Below are 23,794 nucleotides of genomic sequence, written 5' to 3'. Positions count from 1 at the left end.
TTTAGTCTTGAATTTCGTGCGGCTTTCCAGACCGCAAAAGATCGGGGCGCTTTCGCTGCGCCCCGACCATTCTTGTCATCTAAGGATCAGTTTTCCCAGGATTTGATCAGCTCGTCATAGCTGACTGTCTTGGGCTCTTCGTCCTCGTTGTCCAGCTTGGCATAGGGCGCACCGGGCTGGTCGAACCAGTACTGCGCATCCTGCTCGTCGTTCATGACAGGGCCGAGATCGCCTTGGACACCGGCACGTTCCAGACGCTCAAGCACGCGTTCTTGGTCTGCGCAAAGCGCATCAAGTGCTTCCTGAGGTGTCTTCGCACCGGACATGGCGTCACCGATGTTCTGCCACCACAGCTGCGCGAGCTTTGGATAGTCAGGCACGTTCGTGCCAGTTGGCGACCAAGCCACACGCGCAGGCGAGCGGTAGAATTCGACCAGACCACCCAGCTTGTCTGCACGATCCGTGAAGTGCTGACTGTCAATGGTGGACTCGCGGATGAACGTCAGACCAACGTCAGACTTTTTCAGGTCGACCGTCTTGGACACGACGAACTGCGCATAAAGCCACGCCGCTTTCGCACGATCCACAGGCGTGGACTGCATCAGCGTCCACGAACCGGCGTCCTGATAGCCGATCTTCTGGCCTTCTTTCCAGTACACACCGTGCGGGGATGGTGCCATCCGCCATTTCGGTGTGCCGTCCTCGTTCATCACCGGCAGGTCAGGCTCGACCGTGGCGGCTGTAAACGCGGTGTACCAGAACATCTGCTGCGCCACGTTGCCCTGCGCCGGGATGGGACCCGCTTCAGAGAACGTCATACCGGCCGCCGCAGGGGGCGAGTACTTTTGCAGCCATTCAATCGCCTTGGTCACGGCATATACAGCCGCAGGCGAGTTGGTCGCACCACCGCGCGCCACGCAGGAACCGGTTGGTTGCGAGTTTTCGTTTACACGAATGCCCCACTCATCGACCGGCAGACCGTTTGGCTCGCCAACGTCGCCCATACCTGCCATGGACATCCACGCGTCAGTGTAGCGCCAGCCAAGCGACGGGTCTTTCTTGCCGTAATCCATGTTGCCAAAGATTTCGCCATCGACACCCATGTGGCTCAGATCGCGGCCTGTGAAGAACTCGGCGATGTCCTCATATGCCGTCCAGTTCACCGGAACGCCAAGGTCATAACCATAAGCCGCTTTGAAGTCGGCCTTGTTCTTTTCATCGTTGAACCAGTCATAACGGAACCAGTAAAGGTTCGCGAACTGCTGGCTTGGCAGCTGGTAGAGCTTGCCATCAGGACCCGTGGTGAAGGATGTCCCGATGAAGTCTTCCACGTCGAGCGTAGGCAACGTCACGTCAGAGCCCTCGCCCGCCATCCAATCGGTCAGGTTGCGCACCTGCTGGTAGCGCCAGTGCGTGCCGATAAGATCAGAGTCGTTGATGTAGGCGTCATAGATGTTTTCGCCCGACTGCATTTGCGTCTGCAGCTTCTCAACAACATCACCCTCACCGATCAGGTCATGCGTCACCTTAATGCCGGTGATCGCAGTAAACGCTGGTGCAAGTACCTGGCTTTCGTACTCGTGCGTCGTGATCGTTTCCGAGACAACCTTGATCTCCATGCCTTCAAAAGGCTGGGCCGCGTCAACGAAGAATTGCATCTCCGCTTCCTGCTCATCTCGGCTCAGAACGCTCAGGCCGTTGATCTCATTGTCAAGAAACTCCATCGCGGCGTCCATGTCCGCCCAGGCCGGCACCGCCAGAAGCGATGCGACCAAGGCGCCCATCGCCGTGGTTGATTTCAGTGAATAGTTCATTGATGTCCTCCCAGACTTTTATACGAACTGTTTGTTGCGGCCGCCCGAGTGATCCCGGGCGCACCCTTCTCTTCGCTCACACCCAGCGAAACACTGCTGCTGCGTAAACCAGACACGCAAGCAGCGCATAAGGCTGTGGTGCGACCTCCAGACCCAGCCAGATCAGGTTGATAAAGGCCGAGCCCAACAGCGTGATGAACAGACGGTCCCCACGCGTTGTTTCAATCCGCAAGATGCCGACGCGCGGCGTCTCGGGAAATTTTATTGCAAGAATTGTAAATGTGATCAGCAGCGCCGCGATGACCCCGAAAAAGGCAGCAGTCGGCCACGTCCATGCCATCCAAGCCATTGGAAATCCTCCCTTATACCCGCCCGAGGGCAAAGCCCTTGGCGATGTAGTTGCGCACGAAATAGATGACCAAGGCTCCTGGTACGATTGTCAGGACACCTGCCGCGGCCAAAACACCCCAGTCGATGCCCGCCGCGCCTTGGGTCCGCGTCATGATCGCCGCGATTGGCTTTGCATCCACCGTTGTGAGTGTACGGCTCAACAACAATTCAACCCATGAGAACATAAAGCAGAAGAAAGCCGCAACCCCAATTCCCGAGGCAATCAGCGGCGTAAAGATCTGCACAAAGAAACGAGGGAAGGAATACCCGTCGAGGTAAGCCGTCTCATCTATTTCCTTGGGCACGCCCCGCATGAAGCCTTCGAGGATCCAGACCGCCAGTGGCACGTTGAAAAGGCAATGCGCCAACGCCACGGCGATGTGTGTGTCAAACAAACCCACCGACGAATAAAGTTGGAAAAACGGCAGCGCAAATACCGCCGGCGGCGCCATCCGGTTGGTCAGCAGCCAGAAGAAAAGGTGCTTGTCGCCCATAAAGCTGTAGCGCGAAAACGCATAAGCGGCCGGCAACGCAACGGCGAGGCTGATAACCGTATTCATCACGACGTAGATCAGCGAGTTGACGTAACCGATGTACCAACTCTCGTCCGTCAGGATCTTGATATAATTCGCAAAAGTCAGATCCCGCGGAAACAGAGAGAACTCCCCCAGAATTTCCGTGTTCGTCTTGAGGCTCATGTTGACCAGCCAGTAGATGGGCAACAGCAGGAAAAGCAGGTAAAGCCCCATCACAATAGCCGAGCGGTTGATGCGCGGCTCCTTGCGGCGCGCAGCCTTCGGTGCGCTCTCAGTGATCTTGCCGGGAATACTGCCCGCGCCCGGCGCCTGAATGGTTGTGTCGCTCATTTATACACCATCCCTTTTGTCGAGATTTGTCATCACTGTGTAGAACACCCAAGAGATCAGCAGGATGACGAGGAAGTACATGATCGAGAAGGCCGCGGCCGGTCCCAGATCAAACTGCCCAAGCGCCATCTTCACAAGGTCAATGGACAGGAAGGTCGTGGCATTGCCCGGACCGCCGCCAGTGACCACAAACGGCTCGGTATAGATCATAAAGCTGTCCATGAACCGCAACAGGATCGCGATCATCAAAACACCGGCCATCTTGGGCAGTTCGATGTAACGGAACACGGCCCAGCGGCTGGCCTGATCGATCTTTGCGGCTTGGTAGTACGCATTCGGAATAGACTGCAGACCGGCGTAGGCCAGTAGCGCGACCAGAGAGGTCCAATGCCAGACATCCATGACGATAACCGTCACCCATGCGGCAAAGACATCCTGCGTGTAGTTGTAGGAAACCCCTATTTTATCAAGCGTATAGCCCAAAAGCCCGATGTCGACGCGGCCAAAAATCTGCCAGATCGTGCCAACCACGTTCCAAGGGATCAACAACGGCAATGACATCAGCACGAGGCAGAAAGACGCCCAGAAGCCTTTCTTTGGCATGTTCAGCGCCACGAAAATTCCCAAAGGGATTTCAATGGCAAGAATGATGGCCGAAAAGGTCATCTGCCGCCAAAGTGCGTCCCACATGCGGTCGTCCTGCAGCATCTCGCGGAACCATTCCAGACCTGCCCAGAAGAACTGGTTATTTCCGAACGTGTCCTGCACAGAATAGTTCACCACCGTCATCAGCGGGATCACAGCGGAAAACGCCACCAGCACAAGAACGGGCAAAACAAGGAACCACGCCTTTTGGTTGACTGTCTTGTTCATCAGGCGGCCTCCCCTGCCGGTGCGATACGCCAATCGTCGGCATACACATTGATGCCTTTGGGATCGAAAGTGATGCGCTGTGCGCCTTCGGATATCGTTGTCGTCTCGTCCGCGATCGCGTTGATCTGCCGACCTTCCACATCCAGCCGCACGATCTTGTGCCGCCCCACATCCTCGACCCGCGTGATCCGGGCCGGAACGCCGTTTTCGGATTGGCCAAGCTTGATGAATTCCGGGCGGATGCCGACCTGCAGTTTGCCGCCTGTCGGCGCATATCCCGCCCCAAGTGGCACCTTGGTGCCCGCGATCTGCGCGACAGCGCCATCGATTTTTGCATCAAAGAGGTTCATGCCGGGCGAGCCGATGAAATAACCGACAAATGTGTGCGCAGGCCGCTCAAAGAGTTCTTGCGGCGTGCCGATCTGCACCACGCGACCATCGTACATCACCACGACCTTATCCGCGAAGGTCAGCGCCTCGGTCTGGTCATGGGTCACGTAAATCATCGTGTGACCAAACTCGTGGTGCAAGGATTTCAACTGCGTGCGCAACTCCCATTTCATATGCGGGTCGATCACGGTTAACGGTTCGTCAAACAACAGTGCGTTGACATCCTCGCGCACCATACCACGGCCAAGCGAAATCTTCTGCTTGGCATCTGCCGTGAGACCCCGCGCCTTGCGGTCCAGTTCAGCCTCCATGCCGATCATCTTGCCAATTTGTTGAACGCGTTCAGCGATATAGGCCGTATCTGCGCCTCTGTTGCGCAGCGGGAAGGCAAGGTTGTCGCGCACTGTCATCGTGTCGTAGACCACTGGAAACTGGAACACCTGCGCGATGTTGCGGTCCGCAGTCGGGGCGTTTGTTACGTCCTCGTCGTCAAACAGGATGCGCCCCTGGCTCGGGTGCAACAGCCCCGAGATGATATTGAGCAACGTCGATTTTCCGCAGCCGGATGCGCCAAGCAAGGCATAGGCCTCGCCGTCGACCCAATCGTGGTTCAATTCCTTGAGCGCATAGTCATCCTCTGACGCGGGAGACGGCAGATAAGAATGCGCAAGGTTATCAAGCGTGATTTTAGCCATTATGCCGCCTCCGCATAGGGTGCTGCGGCCACAAGCTGACCGTCTTTTGCGAACAGGTAGACATGCGCCGGATCAAGATGGACGGTCAGAGATTGCCCCGGTGTCAGGTTTTGGACACCATGCACAAGACCGACCCACCGCTCGCCATGATGCTCAAGGTGGATAAAGGTCTCGGACCCGGTGATTTCAGTCACCGCCAGCGTGGTATTGAAACTCATGGTTCCCGCGACATGCGGCGTCAACTCAAGGTGGTTGGGCCTGAAGCCCGCGGTATATGCCCCGTCACTCAGCCCTTCTGTCCCCGCGGGGACAGGCGCACGCTGCCCGTCACCGAAGGAAAGCTCGTTTCCGCTCTTGGTGACTTGCAGGAAGTTCATCGGCGGATCAGAGAAAACGCGCGCCGTCGTTGCATTCACGGGCTTTCGATAGACTGAAGGGGTGCGGTCAAACTGGGTGACCCTGCCTTCCCACAGTGTCGCGGTGTTCCCTCCGAGCAGCAGCGCCTCTTCCGGCTCGGTCGTGGCGTAAACAAAGATCGACCCGGATGCTTCGAAGATCTTGGGGATTTCCGCGCGCAACTCCTCACGCAACTTGTAATCAAGGTTGGCGAGCGGCTCGTCAAGCAGCACAAGACCCGCATTTTTAACAAGCGCACGCGCAAGTGCGCAGCGCTGCTGCTGACCGCCCGACAACTCGAGCGGTTTGCGGTCCAGCATCGGCGACAACTGCATCAACTCGGCGGTTTCGCGCACGGCCTTGTCAATTTCGGCCCGCGATTTGCCCACAAGCTTCATAGGCGAGGCGATGTTGTCGTAAACGGTCATCGACGGGTAATTGATGAATTGCTGATACACCATTGCCACCTTGCGGTCCTGCACCCGCATACCGGTGACATCTTCCCCGTTCCAAATGACCCGCCCCTGTACTGGCACATCCAAGCCGGCCATCAGCCGCATCAAAGATGTCTTGCCCGACAACGTCGGACCAAGCAGTACGTTCATCGACCCCTTTTGTAGCTCAAGATCCGTCGGATAAATGTGGGTTTCCCCACCAACGGTTTTTGACACACCTTCCAGAACCAAGGTCATGCCACCCCCCCTTTTGTTTTTCTATTCCGCTGCGCGCGCCCTGCGCTCCGACATTCTGTCGGACATGTACGTTTGCAGCGCTGCGATCTCACTTTCAGTGAGCCGCAAGCCAAGTTTGTTTCTGCGCCAGACGACGTCTTCGGCTGTTTGCGCGTATTCTTTAGACATTAGCCAATCGATCTCGCGCGCGGTAAGTGTCGCGCCGAAATCCTGTCCCAGAGCGGCCACATCGGTAACCCCGGCGAGAATCTTCCAACTGTCCGTACCATAGGCACGCACCAGACGATGCGCCCAAAAGGGGGACAGAAAACTGTAGTCATCTTGCAAGCGGTTAACCAACGTCTCGAAAGCGTTGACGGCAAAGTCCCCGCCGGGAAGGGCAACACCTGCCGTCCAATGCCCTGATGTGCCGGGAAAAAACGGGACAATCTTGTCCATCGCGTCCTCGGCCAGTTTGCGATAGGTCGTGATCTTGCCGCCGAAGACATTCAGGATCGGCGCGCCGCCTGTGCTTTCAACTTTCAGCGTGTAGTCACGGGTGGCGGCTGTCGCACTGCTCTGACCGTCATCGTACAACGGGCGCACACCGGAATAGGACCAGACAACGTCTTTTGAAGTGATGTCTGCCTTGAGATATTGATTAATGAAATCAACAAGGTAATCGCGCTCTTCATCTGTACAGGTCGGCTTAACATCCGGATCGGAATGCTCGGCATCCGTTGTGCCGATCAGCGTAAAATCCGTCTCATAAGGAATGGCAAAAATGATACGCCCGTCGGTACCTTGGAAAAAGTAGCACTTGTCGTGATCGTAAAGCTTGCGCGTGACAATATGGCTGCCACGAACAAGACGCACCCCTTCCGTCGAGTTGATGCGTACCTTTTGCTGGATGATGTCGCCAACCCAAGGGCCGCCAGCGTTGACCAGCATGCGTGCGCGCACCGCATGCTTTTCGCCCGTGGCAGTGTTCTCCAAAGAAATGTCCCAATGGTCGCCGTCGCGCGCCGCAGAAACGACCTTGGTGCGCACCATGATGTCGGCACCCCGCATGTCAGCGTCGCGTGCGTTCAACACGACCAGCCGCGAATCCTCTATCCAGCAATCGGAATACTCGAACGCTTTCTCAAAACGATCCTCAAGGGGCTCGCCTTCTGGCGTATCCTGCAGAGAAAGGGTTTTGGTGGCAGGCAGGATCTTTCGACCGCCGAGGTTATCGTAGAGCATCAACCCAAACCGGATCAGCCACGCTGGGCGCCGCCCCTTCATCCAAGGCATCACTGTATTGAGGATGCGCGATGTGGGCGTCGCCCCCTCAAAGCGCATGTCAGGATGGTATGGCAGCACAAATCGCATGGGCCAGCTGATGTGTGGCATCGCGGTCAGCAGCGTCTCGCGTTCGGCCAGCGCGTGACGCACTAGATTGACCTCGAAATACTCCAGATAGCGAAGCCCGCCATGAAAAAGCTTGGTCGAAGCTGAGGAAGTCGCCGAGGCCAGATCGTTCATCTCTGCCAGACCGACGGACAGCCCTCGCCCGGCTGCGTCGCGCGCGATGCCACATCCATTGATGCCGCCACCTACGATAAAAATGTCGTACGTATCCGCGCGCTGCTCTGTCACATCCCCTCCTCGAACTGACAGGCAAGTGGTAGCTTAGCACCATGGCGCGTACAAGCGATTTTTTTCGTTAATGTTCGTTTTTACTTGGCAAACGAAAAGCCGAACGCCAGATTAAATGAAACTAACGCATGGAAAACCGGAGAAATTCTTGGGTTTGGAAACACTAACCACACGTCCGGCGCACGCATACAAGGGCTGCCCCATGCCCGGAGCCACGCGCGGCGAAATAATTGCAAATCACTGAAAATATTAAAATTTTGATACCTCATGTCTCAAACCTTTCGCCATCCTGATATTCTTGAAATCGCCAAACGCGAAGGCAAGGTAACCGTCGAACAACTGGCGGAACATTTCGGTGTGACCTTGCAAACGATTCGCCGCGACCTCACCGAACTGGCCGAAGCGAACAAACTGGAACGCGTACACGGCGGCGCCATTTTGCCTTCTGGCACAACCAACATCGAGTATGAGGAACGGCGCAACCTCAATGAAGCGGCCAAGCTTGCCATTGCGCGTGCTTGTGCAGAGCAGATACCGGATGGCAGTTCTGTTTTCCTCAACATCGGGACAAGCACAGAAGCGGTTGCGCGGCAATTACTGCACCACCGTGATCTGATGGTCGTCACCAACAATATGAATGTTGCCAGTATTCTTGCCGAAAACACTGAATGCGAAACCATTCTGACGGGTGGCAAGTTGCGTCGGGCCGATAACGGTCTGGTCGGCCACGTCGCGGTCGAGGCGATCCGGCAGTTCAAGTTCGACATCGCGGTAATCGGATGTTCGGCGCTAGATCAGGACGGCGACATGATGGACTTCGACATAGAAGAGGTCGGGGTAAGTCAGACCATCTTGGCGCGCGCGCGCAAGCCCTTTCTGGTGGCGGATGTGTCGAAATTCAACCGTTCTGCGCCAGCGCGCATCGCCTCGTTGCAGGTGCTTGATACGGTTTTTACCGATCAACCCTTTTCAAAAGACCTGTCCGCGAGATGCGCGGATTGGGACACGCGCGTGGTGGTCGTCGGGCGCTGAATTTCATCGGAGCGCGGATCAGTCGAGCAGTGCTGCTTTCCAGGCTTGGAATACATCCTCAAGCTGATCTGCCTGCCCCTTAACCCAGACATACATCGACGCCTTTTGCCCCATAATGATTGCGGCGTCACCAAGGTACCAAAGCCGAAGGGAATGCTCTTGCGCGGCGACAGTAGCAACGGACTGAATGCGCGTTAACGCTTGGCAAGCGGCCTCTTCACCCCAGCGGATGGCGACCTGACCACCGTTGGTCACGACAAGCGCCCGCGCATGTTTCTTGGAAGCCTCAATTGCCGAGATGATCCGTGGTTCGATCTTTGTTGCGGGCTGCGGATCTTGCACAAATTGCAACAAATCGTGGCATGACACACCGTCAAGCGCGCCGTCATGTGGATCATCCGGCAGGTGCGACACAACACGGATCTGCCGCGCCTTGTCACTGAACGCCTGTAGCAATGACATCACGGCTGGCGCGTCGTCAGATGTCAGCGTGCGATGGGTGATCGGTTCCCCCTCTGGCTGGGCGCATGCCCCATCGGGCAAAGTCAGGATCTGAATGATCCGCCGTTCTGCAACCTCTAGTGCCAGACTTTGGCCGTTGTCATCTTGGAAAACCAAGGTACGGCGCAACACAGTTTCGGTGATTTCAATGAGAATGAGATCCAAAACTGTCTGGCTGTTTGCCACCTCGGGCTTTAACAACCGCCCGCTGGCATCGATGTCTTCGGAAATGGAAGACAGCGCGCCGATCACCCGCATCAACCTTGTCGTATCGCTCAGGACGTCGCCGGCCATGTTCAGGTATCTGCCATGATCTGATCGAGCAGGCTGGCCCCGGCATCTATCACGCCCGCCAGATCGAACGGCGCGTCAAAGACAAGGCAGAGTGCCTCTTGCGCCGGTGCGGGCGCGCGAATGAAACATTGGGTCGCCTCTCTATGCGCGACCACACTCGTGTTCAGGCTCAATTGCCCATCTTGCGAGAATTCCTGCAAGATCGCGGTTGGCACACGGCCCGTTAGCCCCTGGAAAGCCGCCTCACACAGCGCATCGAGTTTTTCCTGGGTGACTTTAGAACGGGTTTCAGAGGCCAGAACCATACCGGTGGACAAATCGGCAAACGCCACGATGCCGCACGCCGGAAAGCGTTTTCGGAAGTCTGCAAGTTCTTTGCCTACGGACACTCGACCACCGTTCAGAAAGGTGCCGCGGGCCTGCACCCCGCAGCATTATCCAATTTTACCGTGACTTCATTTGGTTTTGGTTAACGTCTCACGAAAACTTTGGCGTGAATTTGGAAAGGTCTGGTGGGCTATTCTGATCGTCATTCGCAGCCTTGCGCTGCGATGTTTTTGCGACCGGGCGCCGCGGGACCACCTTGCTTTCGCCGGCGGCCTCGTCATCGGGTGATACAGCCCCCTTATCTGCGGCCGGCGCAAGGGGCGAATGAAAAGCATGATCCGCGCCATTGATCGCTTTCTGTAACCGGTCAAGCAGGTCCAAAAAGGTTTGTACAAACTCATCCGCACCGCTGCGATGGAGCACTTCCGCGTCGTCTTGAGCATCACGCGCCTGCAGCAGGGAGATCAATTGCACGTGCGAAAACAATCCCTCTGTTTCATTTCGAACCCGTTTGAGAACCTTTGCTTTGTCACGCTCCGTCAAGAGCATGTCTGAGCGGGTCAAAAGCAGCATGGAGTTGCCGTGTACGCGTGCGTCCATACCCTCCCAGACTGCAGCTTCGCTTTGCCGCCATGCCTGTGTTGACGGGCTGCACCAGATTACGGCATCGGCCGCCGGCATGATACGCTCCCAAACATCTGGCGACATATTGGGGTCAGAGATTCCGGGCATATCGATAATGTCGCACATCTGCAGAATTTCTTCGTCGCATTGGAACCGGATATACGCCACATCGTCTGGAACGAGATTTCGCACGGATTTCAGATCGCAGGGGGTTTCATTGCCCTCAAGATCGACAATGACGGTCTCTCCCTGCCCATGGCTGATCCAGACCGGCGGCAACTGCGTCGCCACGACCTGCATCGGCAGCGGATCGGTACCGATCATCAGGTTGGCCAGCGTGCTTTTCCCTGCGCTGAATTCGCCCATCAACGCGACGCGGGGGCGTCTGGGGGCCTCATCCGGCGGCAGGTATGCCGGGCGTTGGATTTCAGGTTCAAAACTCATGTCTGTTGAAAACCGCTGATGATCTTGCGAGCCTCGCGGATTTGTTCAAGGCGGTCATGGGAAGTCTTTGCGGCGACCTGTCTGAGCATCTCATCGGCACCGGCGCTTTTCGACTGCTCAAGCGTTTCAAAGACGGAAAACTGTTCGCTCAGGAACGCATCGAACACAGCGCAGGCTTCATCGCGCACACTGTTTGCCACATCATCACGCAGTTCGGAAATTACGGGGCTGGTTTCAGATTTGATGAGGTCATAGAAACTTGCCGCATAGGCCTCGTACCCGCGCCGTTGCAGCCACCATCTTTTCCACCAACTGCCATTGAGATCCAATGCGATGGTACGACCCAGCGTAACCGGTGCGGGTGTTTGCGGGGCGCGCGGCGGCGTGATGTCAATCTCCCGAGCACCAAGACCGAAGGCGCCGCAATAAATCGCGGCAATTTCTTCGCGTGCCGACAGGGTTGCTGCGTTAAAGGCCTGTCCGCTTTTTCGGGCCAGCACCTTGTGGGAGGCGCTGAGCAGAACCCGCAGACCTGCTGGATCGTAAGTCCAGGGTGTCAGTTCACCATTTTTCTCAAGATGCACAACAAGCGAAGCCGTCGCGCGGTCAAGAAAGCTGTCTTGAACCCGTTCCATCCTTGACGAAAACTCTGCAAGGATGTCATCAAACGTGGCCCGCAAAGCCGTTTTCTGTGTCACGACGAGGCGTTCCATCGCTTTTCGTGCCTCTTGTGCGTTCATGATCGGCCGCTGGTTTTCATCGCTGGCACTTGCACTGATGCGATCGGCAGCGGCCAAGCCATCCAAAAGGTTGCTCGCACTTTGCGCGACGCGCTCCAGAAACGCAGCACCAATCCCTTCCGCAACCCGTTTGCCAATCGCAGCCTGTAGTTTCGGCAAACCGGAGAGTGCCCATACTTCGGCGTGGCCTAAATGCGCTGGTGCCTCCCCTGACGCGTCAACCGCCCATTTTTCCAAGGAAGCACGGCTCGGAGCAGGCAAATCCTCTGTCCGCATTTGCAAGGCGAATGACGCCCAAAGCGCCGAGCCGAACAGGATTTCTGCGTTTTCAGGCCCCTTATGGACAAGCAGTGTTTCTTCAATGCTTTCGCGGATTTGCTCCACCTGTGTTGCGGGATCCGACAATTCGTCAATGCGGTTGACAAAGATGATCACGTCACGGGATTTGACGTGCGTAATCAAGCGAATGAGCGCCATATCGGTCGAAGTCAGCGCCTGATGCGCCGAGAGGACAACGACGCAAATGCGGCTGTCGCGAATGGCGCGGATCGTGATCTGTTCGCGCATCATGAATGTGTCATTTACGCCGGGCGTGTCGCGTATACACAACCTGATTGGCAGGGCTGGCCGCTCCATGTTGAGGTCTGCGGATTTTGTGATGTCGGCAAACCGGCCTTGCGCATCGGGCATCGGGGCGTCCTGCGCGTCCGGCTCTTCGCCAAGGCAAACGTAGCGTTCAATCAAAGCTTTATCGAAATAACCGTAGTCGCGTTTTTGCCCCAGCAGCATTTCAAATTTACGGCCCAAGCGCGCGCGGGATTTCTCACGCATGCGCGCCACTTGCTGCTTGATTTTTTCCAACTCGTCGTCGGCGCCGGCGCGGCTGGCGAGTTCACCGATACGTCCGCCGCCGGAAACGAGTTTGTCCCACTCATCCCGATCAAAGAAAGAAAACGAAGCGCTGTTTTCAAACCCTTCTTGTTCGGGGTGTAAGTGCAGTGAGGTAACCACAGACGTCCACGGGTTTACATCCGCAGGAAGCAAATCCGGCGTACCGACCAACATATTGACCAACGAGGTCTTGCCCGACTTGATCTGACCGATCATCGTCACCGACGGCTCAAAAACCTCAAATTGCCACCGCATCTTTTCAGCACGTCGGTCCATGTTTTCGTCGCCCAGAGATGTCATCATGTCGAGGGCCGAACGCAAGCGGGCCGCTTGCGTCGCGAAATGGCGCAAATCCTCCAATCCCTCACCCAGCATCTTTTCTTGTGTGGCAGCGAGGAACGAGCTGTCATCGGATGAATTCAGGACGTTCATGCCTCTGGTCTAACGGCAATTCGTTAACATTCTGCGCAACGCAGCCAGATATCTATCCCTATGGGAAATTGTTGAAAATCGCGGTTCGTTGGTGCCAACCGCGCTGGCCCCGAGAGCCCGCGACGCGCGGAAAAGAGCGAATCTCATGCCGCCTGCGTGGCAAGGAAATCAAGATCGCGCCGGAGTTGCAGCAGGATTGATACCGCGTCCGCCGCCGAACGCTGATCGTTTTCCATCGACATCAGAACAACTTTGTCAGAAGCCTCTTCAAAGGCTGATTGCCATTTCTGCTCTTCCCGCCCGTTGTGGGCCGTATCGGCAACGATTTCGACCAGTTCCTCGGAGATCGTGCCGCACAATTCCAACACGTCGGACAAATCAGACTGATCGGCGTCAAAGGTCAGTTCGGCCAGATCGAGCGCGCGCTCGGTGAGATGGGCGCGCGCGCATCCCAGAACAACCGGGAGGACAGATTTGTCCGTATTCTGCGCCGCGGATACCACTTGCTGATCTGATGCACCGACCATTGACGCGGAGAGGCCGTAACGCTCAATGAATAACAACGCGCTGTCGAGATCGGCGCGTTGTCCGGACGCCGCAATGGACATCACCGCCTCCGCCAGTGCCTTGACGCCGCTTGCGGCAAACTGCGCTTCGGAGACACTACCCGCTTGCGCCCGCGCCGCGCTGAGTTGCGCCGTGGACGTCGGAAAAAAGCCGTGGAATTCGTCTGACGCAATATCCTGAAGAGCAGCCATGCGGCTCGCCAATGTCCCACGTGCCGCCAGCTCATCGGCCTTGGTCAGAACAAGAAAGCTATGGTCTTTTAGGGCGTCGGGAACCGCCGCCCAGATGCCTGCTTCCTGTTGCGTGAACTCTTCCGTACACCACAGGACGATGTCGATATGTGCGAGCACCTGTTGCGTATGCTGCGGCCAATGCTCAGCGGGCGTTGAGGTGTCCAACAACTGGGCATGACCGAGACGATCCGACCGCATAACGTCAAAAGCAAATTGGTCAGGCAAAGCGTTCTGCGCAACCGGGGTAATGTCGCAGGCGTCGGGAACAAAGCATCGCGCTTTACCCGTCTGTTGCGCATCCACCCCCATGAGCGCATTGCACAACTGGGATTTGCCGACACCGGACGGCCCGAGCAGCGCAATGCGCACGCCGCCCGCCAGACGTTCAGCCAGCGTCCGGGCCTGCTTTTGCAGCGCATGCGGCACCGTATCGGCCGACATTGCGCGGCGCAATAGAGCAAGCGTGTCCACTGCCGAAGGGCTATCCAACACAGCGAATATCCTGCTTGGCTGGCGTGTCGCCCAGTCGCGCTCCCGTCTCGGTGCCACCCATCTTGATGATCGAAAATGACACGTTGTCGAGATCAGGGTCTCCCAGCGCGGATAACTCGGCGAGCAAAAGGTCGGCAATCTGGCCACTGGACCGATGCCGGTTTTGCAACAGCACGGCGGCGATCTGTTCATCGCTGAGAAATTGCAGCCCGTCGCTGGCAACGATCAGGATATCACCGTCGGCCAACTGAACCGGCTCAACCGGGCAGTCTATTTTAGGGATGGTTTCGCCGAACAGGACCGAGGTCAAAGTGTTTCGGTCAGGGTGCCGCGCGCCCTCTTCCTGATCCATCAGTCCGGATTTGACCATGAAATCAATCTGGGGTGCCATTGAGTGATCTTCGTTCAGTTGTGTGAGCACACCCTTGCGAAACAGGAACAAGGGTGAATCGCCAATTGAAATCCAGTAGAGATTGCGCCCGATAATGATCGGCGCGACGAGGGTGGCGCCCATCCCACGTGTATCGGGAAATGCATCGACGTGTTCACGAAGACAGGCGTTTGCCGATTTGGCTGCGTTGGTCAGGATCGCTGCGATGTTCTTTTCGAACTGTGCCGGATCGCCGCGCTGAAACACCAGTTCGCTAAAGACTTCCGTGACCACAATCTTGCTGGCCACGTCACCGGCTGCATGCCCGCCCATACCGTCAGCCAGTACCGCCAGCCCCGTTTCCGAGCCCCGCGCGAAATCCGCAATAATTGCGTCTTCCTGGTAACTGCGTTGTCCTTTGCTCAGGGCGCAGGACACGTCAAAGTCAAACCCCGGTTGCATCGCTGCCTCCGGTCCGGTTCCATTGGAAATCAGAGCCGCACAGCGCGACAAAGCGCAAAGTGGTCTCTCCGATCCGCAACAGGTCCGCATGGTGGAGTTCTTCCGTGCTCAGCACCGGACGGGCGTTTCGGCGAATGATGTTGGATTTGCCACCATGCCCCACGTAGAACTTGTTGGCCTCTTCGTCATAGGCAATGGCGGCGTGGTTATGGCGTGAAATACTGTTGTCGCCAAAATCGAGCCGGATCACCTGATCTTCGCCGCGGCCAATCATCGACGCGCCGGTGAAGATGCTGAACGCGTGGCCAACGCCCGGACCTTCGACGACGACCAGCCAACCAACCGGGAATTTTTCGCGCTGGGGGATCGCGGTGCTCTCGGCGACCTGCCCCAAGGGATCGGTTGCTTCTTCTTCGCGGTTAAAGCCAAGCAGCCGTGTCTTGACCCTTCCGGCGCGGCGCCCGGCGCGCCCGGCAGACGGTACCGGCGCAAGACCACCGGACAGGTCCAGTTCCGGCGCGGCGGCGCCCTCGTCGGAGGATGGCACCGCGTCGTCGTCGTGGGCATCAGGTGTATCTTCTGCGACCGGCGCGTCTGCGACATTGGTGGCCTGTGACGGCTGTGTCTCGGCAATGCCGACCATCTGTTGTCGTGCAAAACTGCTCACATCGGTCTCTGCCGCGGCGGCGACCGCCGGTTTCAGCGCTGCCTCCCGCAGCATGTCGCCAGAAAGGTCCGGTTCATCCGCAGTATCTTGCTGCGTGCCGGTAGCGTCTGATGGGGCGCCCGCGTGACGATCCACTGCTGGGTTGGACGGATGGGGGTCATTTGACAGCGCCGCATCAAGATCATCCAGAATGTCCTCTGCGGCATTATCGTGCCGGACGTCAGCCTGGTCGCTTTCTGTGGAGCCGCCCGCGGTACTGGGGAGCGAAAACTCCAGTTCGTCCGCAAGCCCACCATCCATCACAGCGTCAGAATCTTCATCAGTGGAGGCAGTTTCTGCCGCAATGGTACGATCCTTAAAGGCGGCAATTTCTTGGTCAGTCTGCGGCACGTTCGAGATGGGCGCGCTGGCCTGTGATGTGACCTCTCCTGCGACCTCGTCTGGCGGATTAAGAGTTTCCAAGAGCCCGGCCACTTCAGGTTTTTCGGGGTCTGTGGCGGTATCGTCGAGTTGCGCGTCTTCAAAATCGTCTGAACCGTCATCCGGCGCACCTGAGCCGTCGGATGGCCGGGTCAATTCCGCAGCATCTGTATTCCGTTCGGGGACTGCATGGGCGTCCTGTTCGAGAACGAACGGATCAGCCCCTTGCCGGACCGCATCAAAGGCTGACGCCATCGCGTCCTCGTCAATCGCTTTGGATTTGTCGATCGGGCGCGCCTGGTTCTGAAAAACTTTCCTGAAGAGCGTCATTGTTCTGCCTTTCCTCGTTATAGAGCTGCGGTTTATCGGACCGCTGCGGTATCAATTAATCAGACTTTTTACTGTTACTTTGCCGCCGTTCGCATCAGACCACCCCGCCAGCCCTTCGGTAAAAGCGCGCAAAGGCTCGACCGTGGCGGCCTGCACCTGATCAAATTGCAACGCTGTATGCGCGTAAAAGAAATACGCGCAGAACACGACAGGTACGGTGGCGAACCGGCTCATTCGGCGTGTGGTAGGGATACGAAGCCTGCGCCTGCTTTGCTCTTGCAGCTTTTTCTGCCGCTCAATGGCCTTGGACTTGACCCGTATATAAGGTGTCTCGGCAATCTGTTCGGCATCACCCGTTGCGTCAGATACGGCGCTCTCTTCATTATGCACGAAACTTTCGATCAAAATCGAATCGAGGTCTTCCAAGGTATCCTCGGTTGGTGCCGGTTTTTGCGGTTTGGCAATCTCAGTCGCAGGGGCGGCGACACTCGGGCCTGCCTTGTCCTGCTGTTGTTCGTCCTTGGGTAAGGCTGGTCCTTGCTGCTGCGCGGATTTGACAAGGTTCATCACCGTTTGGTCGATGGTCCGGTCTTTCTGCGCCTTGGCGCGCGCAATTTCCACCCGTTTGGTGTGGTCTATCATCAAGACCCATTCCTCAGCCGATTGCAGGCGGTCCGAGGGCACAATGTTCATCGCCTTGTCGATTGCTTCGAGAAATGCGGTGTCATACTCGGGATACCGCCCGACAAGCGGCACGTAGAGGTCAGGCTGGTTGCTGGCCAGCGCCGCCAGTCGTGCCTGACTGTTAGGGGGCGCTTTGCCGGTAATGAGATGCGACAGCGAGGCCGCCAAGGCATACAAGTCACTGCACGGCAGTTGCTGGCTGCCTGCAACGTAGAATTCCTGAGGCGAGTAGCCGTCCTTGACCACCAGAACTGCGGAAAGCACTCGGCTTTTGCGGCTGGCTTCTTCCCGCGCCGCGCCAAAGTCGATCAGAACAGGCCGGCCGGCGTGATCGACCAAGATATTGTCGGGTGAGATATCCCGGTGCAACAAATCCTGCGCATGCACGTGGCTGATCGCGTCCAGCAAATCCAGTGTCAGCTTGCGCACCTGATGCGGGGCCAGTTTTGGCTCTCCACTTTCAATGACATCGAGCAGGTCTTTGCCATCCACAAGGTCAAGCGCCATATAGGCCGTTTCGTTGTCTTCAAAGACCTGATGGACACCAACGACACTGGAGTGGCTGAGCCGAGAAAGCGCGTGCGCTTCGCGGATGAACAATTGCACGATTGACCTGAAATCATCGACGTAGTTCTGGGTGCGCGCACGCACCGTTTTGTTGACCCGGGCACAAAAGGCTTCTGGAAAACACTCCTTGATGACCACGGTGCGATTAAGGCTGTCGCGCGCCAGATAAGTGATGCCGAAACCACCGCTGCTGAGATACCGCAAAATCTCGTACTGGCCGCTCAGCAACTTGCTGCCCGGCGCCAACGCCTCGTTTGGCGCTGCCTGTTGGAGTTCTGCCGATTGGTTGCTCATCGATTCCTTGGCCATATGAGTTGCACACCACAACACGCGCCGGACTTTCCGGCCCGCCGCCACAACGCGGTACTACTGGATGACAAAGGCTAAAATGCTGTGACGAAAACATGGCCGGAGCGGGGAAGACCCGTGCCTTGATCGTCTGATTTATTTCAATTTTTCAGTAACTTGGCTTGAGCACACAAAAAACCCTCGCGCAGCTTTTGGCTACACGAGGGCAAAATCCCGTGATCTCGAAGATCAAAGCGAGACGCGCTGGACCCTACCTTCTGCTTCTGCCAGACGTGCTGCCACCGAAGCGACGGCCAAATCCTGTAGCCCTACACCAGTACCGTCAAAAAGCGTGATTTCGTCGTCTGAACGGCGGCCCGGGTGGTCGGCGTTGATGACATCACCGATTGGGGTGATGTCCGCTTCTGCAATCAGACCGGAGGCCACGGCATGTTGTGCCTCTCCAATGGTGATGGATTGCGCCACCTCGTCGGTAAACACCGATGCCTTGCCGACAAGGTCCGCGTCCACTTCCTGCTTGCCTTTTGTATCCGTACCCATGCAAGCGATGTGCGTGCCGGGCCGAACCCAAGAGGCCAGCAAAAGCGGCTCAAACGCGGACGTGATGGTGATGATGACATCCGCCTGTGCACAAAGCTCTTCTGCGCTGACAGCTTCGAAGGCCAGACCGAGATCTTCGGCCACAGCCGCCAGACGCGGCAACATCTCTGGGTGCGGGTTCCAGGCCACCACTTTTTCAAAGTCACGCTGTTCGGCGGCGGCCCTCAGTTGGAAAGTGGACTGGTGCCCTGCTCCGACCATACCCAACACTTTGGCGTCCTGTCGTGCCAGATGCGCGATGGATACCGAAGACGATGCGGCAGTGCGCACGGCGGTCAGGTAATTACCGCCCACCAAGGCATCGAGCATGCCAGTATCCGGATCAAACAAGAAAATGGTCGACTGGTGATTGGTCAGCCCTTTGTCGGCATTGCCCGGCCAGTAACCGCCGGATTTTACCCCGAGGCTTTTGCCGGAGCGGTCGAAACCTGATTTAAACCCGTAGAGCGCATCGGCATAACCGATTGCCTCGCGTACCACCGGAAAGTTATACGCATCACCGCGCGCCATTGCGCCAAACACCTGTTCAACGGCGCTGAATGCCTCTTTTCGCCCGACCAGATCAGCGCAGAGTTCTTCTCCGACGATCAACAGGCCTTTTGCCTCGGTGGCTGCATCCAACATGGTATGCTCCTTCATTGATGTAATGGGATTACCCCGCGCGCATCACAGCACAGCGCGCGAGGAGATCGGGATCAGTAAGCTTTGCCGCGCGCAGACACCGGCCACAGCGTTTCGACCTTGCCGTTGCGGACACCAACATACCAGTCGTGTACGTTGCACGTCGGATCACAGTGACCGGGCACCAGCTTGAGCTTGTCATTGACCTTCAGCTTGCCCTGCGGGTCTGCAACAACACCATGCTCGTCCGAGCATTTGACATACTCCACGTCATCGCGGCCAAAGATCGTCGGCAAGCCGCTGTCTACAGATTGCGCCTTGAGACCGGCATCCACGATGGCCTTTTCCGGCTTTGCGTGGCTCATGACGGAAGTCAGGATGAACAGGGCGTTTTCCCATTCGCCGTCATCGATACGGTTACCGTCCTTGTCCAGAATGCGCCCGTAGTCCGCGTCCATGAACGCGTAAGACCCGCACTGAAGTTCATTGTAAACGCCAGACGTGCCCTCGAAATAATAAGAGCCCGTGCCACCGCCACCAACGATATCACACTCCAGCCCTTCAGCTTTCAGACCGTCAACCGCATCGCGCACCTGCGCCACCGCTACTTCAATCTTGGCTTTGCGGTCGTCGTAGCTGTCCATGTGCTGCATCGCACCCTGATAGGCCTGAATCCCGGCAAACTTGAGCCCTGATGCAGCGTCGATCGCCTTGGCGATTTCGACGACTGCTTCGGTAGTTGTCACACCGCACCGCCCCGCACCGCAGTCGATCTCGACCAGACACTCGACCTGAGTGCCGTGGCGGGTCGCCGCTTCGGAAAGATCGGCCACGTTTTCCAGATCATCTACGCAGCAAATTGTCCGCGCGCCGAGCTTTGGCATCCGCGCCAACCGGTCAATCTTGGAAGGTTGGCGCACTTGATTGGACACCAGCACGTCCTTGATACCACCGCGGGCGAAGACCTCTGCCTCGGACACCTTCTGGCAGCACACACCACAAGACCCGCCGAGACTTTCCTGCAGCAAAGCCACATCAATCGACTTGTGCATCTTGCCGTGGACGCGGTGACGCATGCCGTTCGCTTTCGCCCAATCGCCCATCTTTTTGATGTTGCGTTCCAGTGCATCCAGATCGAGCACAAGGCAGGGCGTTTCAATTTCGCTTTCGTCCATGCCAATCGCAGCAGGGATGTCGTACCCTACTTCCAACGCGTCGAAGTTCACCTGTTTGTTCATCTTGCTTACTCCTTAACCCTGCATCCAGGGCAGTTTGTCCATGTCTACATTGCCGCCTGTGATCACCACACCTACACGCTTGCCCCGAAACACCTCGGGGTTGCGCAGGATGGTCGCCAGCGGGACGGCACAGCTTGGTTCCATGACGATTTTCATCCGCTGCCACGTGAGTTTCATCGCGTCGATGATCTCTTGTTCAGATGCGGTCAGAACGTCGGTGACGAAGTTCGATACGAAATGCCACGTGTTCTCTTTCAACGGCACCTTCAGACCATCCGCGATGGTGTTTGGCGCGTCATCGGCGATGATATGCCCTGCCCGAAATGACCGCGCGGCGTCATCTGCCTGATCAGGCTCGGCCGCGTATATCTTGAGTTGCGGCGCGAGATTGGAAAGCGTCAGGCATGTGCCCGAAATCATGCCACCGCCGCCGATGGGTGCAATGACCGCATCCATATCCTCAACCTGGCTCAGCATTTCCAGCGAACAGGTCGCCTGACCACAGATAACCCGCGGGTCGTTGTAGGGATGGACAAATTCCGCGCCTGTCTGTGCCTGTACATCGGCAAAGACCGCCTCGCGGCTGGTTGTGGACGGCTCACACTCTGTGATGATGCCGCCATAGCCACGAACAGCTGCTTTTTTCGCCTCTGGCGCCGTGCGCGGCATCACCACGTGGCACGGAATGCCACGTCTGCCTGCCGCATAGGACAACGACAGCGCGTGATTGCCCGACGAATGCGTTGCAACCCCCTGACGGGCCATCTCGTCATCAAGCCCGAACACGGCATTTGAGGCACCGCGCACCTTGAACGCGCCGGCCTTTTGAAAGTTTTCGCATTTGAAGAACAATTCTGCGCCGGTCAGTTCGTTCAAGAACCGCGAGGTCAGGATCGGCGTTTCATGGATGTACGGCTTTATCCGCGCGTGGGCCGCGCGAACATCGTCAATCGTCAGACCGGTAACCTGATTTCCATCGAGCATTTTGTGCCTCCTTATTCTGCCGCTGCCTGTAACGTCGCGTTTTCACCCGCGCGGTAGTGTTCTTGCGCGGCCGCAACGCCGCTGCCAAGCGTGATCGGGTAGCCCAAATCGACCATTGCCATTTCGATCGTTGCCAGACCGGACAAGACCATGACTTCGGTCAAGCTCCCCAGATGCCCAATGCGGAAAGCCTTGCCGTCAAGTGCGCCCAATCCGACGCCAAACGACACGCCATAGCGGTCGAACGCGTGGTTCGTCAGCGCGTTGCTGTCAAATCCCTGAGGCACGTAGATCGCGCTGACGGTATCCGAGTAGAGCTCAGGCCGCTCTGCAACGAGGTCAAACCCCCACGCGCCCGCTGCCTTGCGCACCCCTTCGGCGAGTCTAGTGTGTCGGGCATAAACGTTTTCCAAACCTTCCTCGAACAGCATGTTGAGGCTTTCGCGCATCCCGAAGATCAGTTGCAGCGGAGGTGTGTAGGGAAATCCGCCTGTTGCATTGGCGTTCATCATATCCCGGAAATCGAAAAATGTGCGTGGGAGCTTTGCTGTTTCCATGGCTGCAATCGCCTTTGGGCTGACCCCAAGGATTGCCATTCCCGTTGTCAGCATAAAGCCTTTCTGAGAGCCGGACACAGCGATGTCGACGCCCCATGCATCCATCTCGAACGGCATGGAGGCCAAAGAACTTACCGCATCGACAAACAGCAACGCGGGGTGGTCCGCTGCATCCATGGCAGCGCGCACCGCGGCCACGTCCGATTTAACCCCTGTCGCGGTCTCATTGTGCGTCACCAGAACGGCCTTGATCTGATGCTGGGAATCCTGAGACAAAATCTCTTCAAATTGGTCAGCAGGTGCGCCTGTTCCCCAAACGCAATCCACCACATGCACGTCCAGCCCGTGACGCTCGCAAAGATCAATCCACTTGTGGCTGAAAACGCCATAACGCGCGATCAGAACCTTGTCGCCGGGGCTGAGCGTGTTGCACACCGCAGCTTCCCAGCCACCGGTGCCGCTGGCTGGAAAGGTGATGATCGTGCCCTCGGATGTCCCGAAGACTTTTTTGGTGTCTTCAAGAACCGGCGCAAAGGTTTCCACAAAGTCGGGTGCGCGGTGATCGCGGGTCTGCACTTGCATCGCGCGGCGCAGCCTGTCGGGAATATTTGTCGGCCCGGGAATAAAGATTGGATTTTGATCTGACATGCGGAAACCTCCTCGATTTCCACATTTATATCGGCAGAGTTTCTATTTTTCAATTTTCTCGAAAACATTTTTCATTTTTATATTTTAATACCTATACTTCTGTAAAATATAGGTTTATCATTTTTCACAATGGAAATGAGTGTTTGTTTGAAAAACTTTTTTACAAACAACTATGAATGAGATTCTGTCATCATGACACCGCAGAAACGCCCAAGAGGTCGCCCAAAGTCGCAATTCAAGGAAAGCTCGGCTGGAACGCTGCAATCCCTTGATCGGGCTTTGAGCGTGCTAAAATCCGTATCCCGTAGCGGCCGTGCCACACTGACAGACCTGTCTTTGTCCATCGGTGTGCCAACGGCCACGACCCATCGCATCCTGACAACATTGCAAAAACACGGCTTCGTCGCCTTCAACGAAGACCGTCAGGACTGGAGCATCGGCATAGAAGCCTATCGCACCGGCGCTGCCTTTATGAACCGCACGAACCTAACCGAAGTCAGCAGACCGGTCATGCGCGCCCTGATGGAAAAAACCGGTGAAACAGCCAATCTGGCCATTCCGGATGGCCCCGAGGTCGTCTTTGTCGGACAGGTCGAAACCCGCCACCCGATCCGCGCTTTCTTTGCTCGCGGCACCCGAACATCAATGCATGCCTCGGGCACCGGTAAGGCGATCCTGTCGCGCTATAACGAAGAACATCTTCGAAAACTGCTGCTTTCCTCAGGATTGACCGCCTTTACAGACAATACGCTAACCTCGCCCAAAGCCTTGTTCGATGATCTGGAACAGACGCGTGCGCGCGGATATTCTTTCGACCGCGAGGAACGGTTCAGCGGTATGTCGTGTATTGGCAGCGTCATTTTTGACGAGCATGGCGAGCCCTGCGCGGGTGTGTCAATCTCTGGACCCAGTACGCGGTTTGATCCACGCCGTGTGCCAGAGCTTGGCGCAACGGTAATGGAAGCCGCGCGGGAGATCACCGCGCTCATCGGCGGCAAGCAGCCCGATCAGGCACAAGGCTGAC

The 23,794-nt window shown here is 57.0% G+C and carries 21 protein-coding genes; 2 read left to right on the top strand and 19 right to left on the bottom strand.

The window, feature by feature from the left end; translation table 11 throughout:
• Positions 1-86: 86 nt before the first annotated feature.
• The 7 genes from AC2D8V_RS12995 to glpD form a co-directional block, all read right to left on the bottom strand.
• Positions 87-1,814 (bottom strand): ABC transporter substrate-binding protein, encoded by a 1,728-nt coding sequence (locus AC2D8V_RS12995; protein WP_484734001.1) that lies wholly within the window; start codon positions 1,812-1,814, stop codon positions 87-89.
• Between the two features lie 76 nt (positions 1,815-1,890).
• Positions 1,891-2,163, bottom strand: coding sequence for a DUF2160 domain-containing protein (locus AC2D8V_RS12990; RefSeq protein ID WP_484734000.1), 273 nt, complete (start codon positions 2,161-2,163; stop codon positions 1,891-1,893).
• A 13-nt stretch (positions 2,164-2,176) separates the two neighbouring features.
• Positions 2,177-3,070, bottom strand: coding sequence for a carbohydrate ABC transporter permease (locus AC2D8V_RS12985; protein WP_484733999.1), 894 nt, complete (start codon positions 3,068-3,070; stop codon positions 2,177-2,179).
• Positions 3,071-3,943, bottom strand: coding sequence for a carbohydrate ABC transporter permease (locus AC2D8V_RS12980; protein WP_484733998.1), 873 nt, complete (start codon positions 3,941-3,943; stop codon positions 3,071-3,073).
• Positions 3,943-5,028 carry an ABC transporter ATP-binding protein gene (locus AC2D8V_RS12975; RefSeq protein ID WP_484733997.1) on the bottom strand — a complete coding sequence of 362 codons (1,086 nt, stop codon included), beginning with the start codon at positions 5,026-5,028 and terminating at the stop codon, positions 3,943-3,945. Before AC2D8V_RS12975 ends, AC2D8V_RS12980 begins: the two co-directional genes overlap by 1 nt.
• Positions 5,028-6,116, bottom strand: a complete 1,089-nt coding sequence (locus AC2D8V_RS12970) for an ABC transporter ATP-binding protein (RefSeq protein ID WP_484733996.1) — start codon at positions 6,114-6,116, stop codon at positions 5,028-5,030. The genes AC2D8V_RS12975 and AC2D8V_RS12970 overlap by 1 nt, the downstream gene beginning before the upstream one ends.
• Before the next feature lie 21 nt (positions 6,117-6,137).
• On the bottom strand, positions 6,138-7,736 hold the full coding sequence (glpD, locus tag AC2D8V_RS12965) for a glycerol-3-phosphate dehydrogenase (RefSeq protein WP_484733995.1): 1,599 nt from the start codon (positions 7,734-7,736) through the stop codon (positions 6,138-6,140).
• A gap of 267 nt (positions 7,737-8,003) precedes the next feature.
• On the opposite strand from glpD, the gene AC2D8V_RS12960 reads away from it, so the two are divergent.
• Positions 8,004-8,768: a DeoR/GlpR family DNA-binding transcription regulator gene (locus tag AC2D8V_RS12960; RefSeq protein ID WP_484733994.1), complete on the top strand. Its 765-nt coding sequence runs from the start codon at positions 8,004-8,006 to the stop codon at positions 8,766-8,768.
• 18 nt (positions 8,769-8,786) lie between these two features.
• Here AC2D8V_RS12960 and AC2D8V_RS12955 read toward each other — a convergent pair whose 3' ends face one another.
• From AC2D8V_RS12955 to bhcA, 12 genes are all read right to left on the bottom strand, one after another.
• Positions 8,787-9,563: a hypothetical protein gene (locus AC2D8V_RS12955; RefSeq protein WP_484733993.1), complete on the bottom strand. Its 777-nt coding sequence runs from the start codon at positions 9,561-9,563 to the stop codon at positions 8,787-8,789.
• Between the two features lie 2 nt (positions 9,564-9,565).
• On the bottom strand, positions 9,566-9,952 hold the full coding sequence (locus AC2D8V_RS12950) for a hypothetical protein (RefSeq protein ID WP_484733992.1): 387 nt from the start codon (positions 9,950-9,952) through the stop codon (positions 9,566-9,568).
• Positions 9,953-10,040: 88 nt separating this feature from the next.
• Positions 10,041-10,958, bottom strand: a complete 918-nt coding sequence (locus AC2D8V_RS12945) for a dynamin family protein (RefSeq protein ID WP_484733991.1) — start codon at positions 10,956-10,958, stop codon at positions 10,041-10,043.
• Positions 10,955-13,021, bottom strand: a complete 2,067-nt coding sequence (locus tag AC2D8V_RS12940) for a dynamin family protein (protein ID WP_484733990.1) — start codon at positions 13,019-13,021, stop codon at positions 10,955-10,957. Before AC2D8V_RS12940 ends, AC2D8V_RS12945 begins: the two co-directional genes overlap by 4 nt.
• 143 nt (positions 13,022-13,164) lie before the next feature.
• A complete protein-coding gene (locus AC2D8V_RS12935; protein ID WP_484733989.1) occupies positions 13,165-14,313 on the bottom strand; it encodes a GTPase family protein in 1,149 nt (382 codons plus the stop codon).
• Complete coding sequence (locus tag AC2D8V_RS12930; RefSeq protein WP_484733988.1) at positions 14,303-15,145, bottom strand: PP2C family protein-serine/threonine phosphatase; 843 nt, start codon at positions 15,143-15,145, stop codon at positions 14,303-14,305. The genes AC2D8V_RS12935 and AC2D8V_RS12930 overlap by 11 nt, the downstream gene beginning before the upstream one ends.
• On the bottom strand, positions 15,129-16,562 hold the full coding sequence (locus AC2D8V_RS12925) for an FHA domain-containing protein (protein WP_484733987.1): 1,434 nt from the start codon (positions 16,560-16,562) through the stop codon (positions 15,129-15,131). Before AC2D8V_RS12925 ends, AC2D8V_RS12930 begins: the two co-directional genes overlap by 17 nt.
• 51 nt (positions 16,563-16,613) lie before the next feature.
• Positions 16,614-18,107, bottom strand: coding sequence for a serine/threonine-protein kinase (locus AC2D8V_RS12920; RefSeq protein WP_484733986.1), 1,494 nt, complete (start codon positions 18,105-18,107; stop codon positions 16,614-16,616).
• A gap of 243 nt (positions 18,108-18,350) precedes the next feature.
• On the bottom strand, positions 18,351-19,316 hold the full coding sequence (gene bhcD / locus AC2D8V_RS12915) for an iminosuccinate reductase BhcD (RefSeq protein ID WP_484734555.1): 966 nt from the start codon (positions 19,314-19,316) through the stop codon (positions 18,351-18,353).
• Between the two features lie 101 nt (positions 19,317-19,417).
• Positions 19,418-20,581 (bottom strand): 3-hydroxy-D-aspartate aldolase BhcC, encoded by a 1,164-nt coding sequence (gene bhcC, locus AC2D8V_RS12910; RefSeq protein ID WP_484733985.1) that lies wholly within the window; start codon positions 20,579-20,581, stop codon positions 19,418-19,420.
• Between the two features lie 12 nt (positions 20,582-20,593).
• Positions 20,594-21,565, bottom strand: coding sequence for a beta-hydroxyaspartate dehydratase BhcB (gene bhcB / locus AC2D8V_RS12905; protein WP_484733984.1), 972 nt, complete (start codon positions 21,563-21,565; stop codon positions 20,594-20,596).
• An 11-nt stretch (positions 21,566-21,576) separates the two neighbouring features.
• A complete protein-coding gene (bhcA, locus tag AC2D8V_RS12900) occupies positions 21,577-22,770 on the bottom strand; it encodes an L-aspartate--glyoxylate aminotransferase BhcA (protein WP_484733983.1) in 1,194 nt (397 codons plus the stop codon).
• Positions 22,771-22,962: 192 nt separating this feature from the next.
• On the opposite strand from bhcA, the gene bhcR reads away from it, so the two are divergent.
• On the top strand, positions 22,963-23,793 hold the full coding sequence (bhcR, locus tag AC2D8V_RS12895; RefSeq protein WP_484733982.1) for an HTH-type transcriptional regulator BhcR: 831 nt from the start codon (positions 22,963-22,965) through the stop codon (positions 23,791-23,793).
• Position 23,794: the final 1 nt, after the last annotated feature.

The organism is Roseobacter sp. YIN89 (assembly GCF_057219365.1).
The sequence above is the reverse complement of the archived record's forward strand: the minus strand, read 5'-3'. Positions and strand labels throughout refer to the sequence as shown.

Bases quoted from the DNA above. Each gene is read 5' to 3' on its own strand.
- AC2D8V_RS12995 (WP_484734001.1), bottom strand. From the start codon at position 1,814: ATGAACTATTCACTGAAATCAACCACGGCGATGGGCGCCTTGGTCGCA.
- AC2D8V_RS12990 (WP_484734000.1), bottom strand. From the start codon at position 2,163: ATGGCTTGGATGGCATGGACGTGGCCGACTGCTGCCTTTTTCGGGGTC.
- AC2D8V_RS12985 (WP_484733999.1), bottom strand. From the start codon at position 3,070: ATGAGCGACACAACCATTCAGGCGCCGGGCGCGGGCAGTATTCCCGGC.
- AC2D8V_RS12980 (WP_484733998.1), bottom strand. From the start codon at position 3,943: ATGAACAAGACAGTCAACCAAAAGGCGTGGTTCCTTGTTTTGCCCGTT.
- AC2D8V_RS12975 (WP_484733997.1), bottom strand. From the start codon at position 5,028: ATGGCTAAAATCACGCTTGATAACCTTGCGCATTCTTATCTGCCGTCT.
- AC2D8V_RS12970 (WP_484733996.1), bottom strand. From the start codon at position 6,116: ATGACCTTGGTTCTGGAAGGTGTGTCAAAAACCGTTGGTGGGGAAACC.
- AC2D8V_RS12960 (WP_484733994.1), top strand. From the start codon at position 8,004: ATGTCTCAAACCTTTCGCCATCCTGATATTCTTGAAATCGCCAAACGC.
- AC2D8V_RS12955 (WP_484733993.1), bottom strand. From the start codon at position 9,563: ATGGCCGGCGACGTCCTGAGCGATACGACAAGGTTGATGCGGGTGATC.
- AC2D8V_RS12945 (WP_484733991.1), bottom strand. From the start codon at position 10,958: ATGAGTTTTGAACCTGAAATCCAACGCCCGGCATACCTGCCGCCGGAT.
- AC2D8V_RS12940 (WP_484733990.1), bottom strand. From the start codon at position 13,021: ATGAACGTCCTGAATTCATCCGATGACAGCTCGTTCCTCGCTGCCACA.
- AC2D8V_RS12930 (WP_484733988.1), bottom strand. From the start codon at position 15,145: ATGCAACCGGGGTTTGACTTTGACGTGTCCTGCGCCCTGAGCAAAGGA.
- AC2D8V_RS12925 (WP_484733987.1), bottom strand. From the start codon at position 16,562: ATGACGCTCTTCAGGAAAGTTTTTCAGAACCAGGCGCGCCCGATCGAC.
- AC2D8V_RS12920 (WP_484733986.1), bottom strand. From the start codon at position 18,107: ATGAGCAACCAATCGGCAGAACTCCAACAGGCAGCGCCAAACGAGGCG.
- bhcC (WP_484733985.1), bottom strand. From the start codon at position 20,581: ATGAACAAACAGGTGAACTTCGACGCGTTGGAAGTAGGGTACGACATC.
- bhcB (WP_484733984.1), bottom strand. From the start codon at position 21,565: ATGCTCGATGGAAATCAGGTTACCGGTCTGACGATTGACGATGTTCGC.
- bhcA (WP_484733983.1), bottom strand. From the start codon at position 22,770: ATGTCAGATCAAAATCCAATCTTTATTCCCGGGCCGACAAATATTCCC.
- bhcR (WP_484733982.1), top strand. From the start codon at position 22,963: ATGACACCGCAGAAACGCCCAAGAGGTCGCCCAAAGTCGCAATTCAAG.